General features: G+C 73.8%; 1 protein-coding gene. It reads right to left on the bottom strand.

Going from position 1 to position 1,410, the window contains the following annotated elements; all coding sequences use genetic code 11:
* On the bottom strand, positions 1–1,410 hold a 1,410-nt coding region (locus ACYVE9_RS26845; protein ID WP_461030491.1), incomplete at both ends, for an alpha/beta hydrolase.

The raw sequence follows: 1,410 nt of genomic DNA, 5'->3' as shown, positions 1-1,410 counted from the left end.
TGCCGGACGCCCCTCGCACTCGGTGTCGCCGTCCGGCACCCGGCCTTCCAGCAGGTAGCGCTCCAGGTGCCTGTTGACGCAGCGGTTCGCGCCGCCGGACAGACCGTGGGTGCCCGAGTCCCGCTCGGTGACGAGGACCGAACCGGGCAGCCGCCGGCGGACCTCCAGCGCGCCCTCGTAAGGGGTCGCCGCGTCACCGGTGGCGGCCAGCACCAGCACCGGCGGCAGCTCGCCCGGCCCGGTGCCGACGTCCACCGGCGCCGGCTGCGCACCGTGCCAGTAGGCGCAGGGCAGGTTCAGCCAGGCGTTCTCCCAGGTCTCGAACGGTGCCTTGCGGGCCAGTTCGGTGTTGTCCCGGTCCCAGCGCGCCCACTGGCGCGGCCAGGGCGCGTCACTGCACTGGACGGTGGTGTAGACGGCCGAACCGTTCTCCGCGGCGACCGCCCGCCGGGGATCGTGCCGGGCCGTGTCGGTCAGCGGCTTCGGGGCGCCCTTTCGGAACTCGGCGAGCTCGAAGGCACGCCGGGCCCACACTCGGTCGGTGTAGCCGGTGTCGAGAAAGCTCTCCAGCAGTTCGCGCGGGCCCACCGCCCCGTCGGCCGGCTCCCGCTCCAGGGCGTCGCGGACCTCGTCGAAGGCGGCCTGCACCTCGTCGGCGGTGCGGCCCAGCCCGTAGACCGCGTGGTGTTCGGCCACCCAGAGCTTCCACTCCGTCCAGCGGTCCTCGAAGGCCAGTGACTGGTCCAGGTTGGCGCGGTACCAGATCTTCTCCGGTGCCGGGTTCACCACGGAGTCCAGCACCAGCCGGCGCACCCGCTCGGGGAAGAACGTGGCGTACACCGAGCCGATGTACGTGCCGTAGGAGACGCCCAGGTAGGACAGCCGGCGGCTGCCGAGAGCGGCCCGGAGCACGTCCAGGTCACGGGCGTTGTCCGCGGTGGTGAAGTGGCCCAGCCGGCTGCCCTGTTGCCGTGCGCAGCCCTCCGCGTAGCGGGCGGCCTCGGCGTTCTTCTGCCGCTTGAAGCTGTCCGAGGGCTCCCGCGGGGACGGGTTCGGCGCCCGCCAGTACTCCTGCGGGTCCGTGCAGGACAGCGGCGCCGACCGGCCCACGCCGCGCGGGGCGTAACCCACCATGTCGTACGACTCGTTGAGCTTCTTCCAGGTGCCGCCGAGCACCGGGGCGTACAGCGGGAAGTTCATGCCGCTGCCGCCGGGGCCGCCCGGGTTGTAGAGCAGCGGGCCCTGCCGCTGCGCCCGGGGACCGGTGGCGGGCAGCCGGCTGACGGTGAGCCGAAGGGTGTCGCCGTCCGGGTCGGCGTAGTCCAGCGGCACGGACACGGTGCCGCAGCGCACCGGGTCCGGCAGCCGCTCCTCGGCCGGACAGCGCCGCCAGTCGACACCGGCCTCCGC

It is taken from the genome of Streptomyces sparsus, from assembly GCF_054776295.1.
The sequence above is the reverse complement of the archived record's forward strand: the minus strand, read 5'-3'. Positions and strand labels throughout refer to the sequence as shown.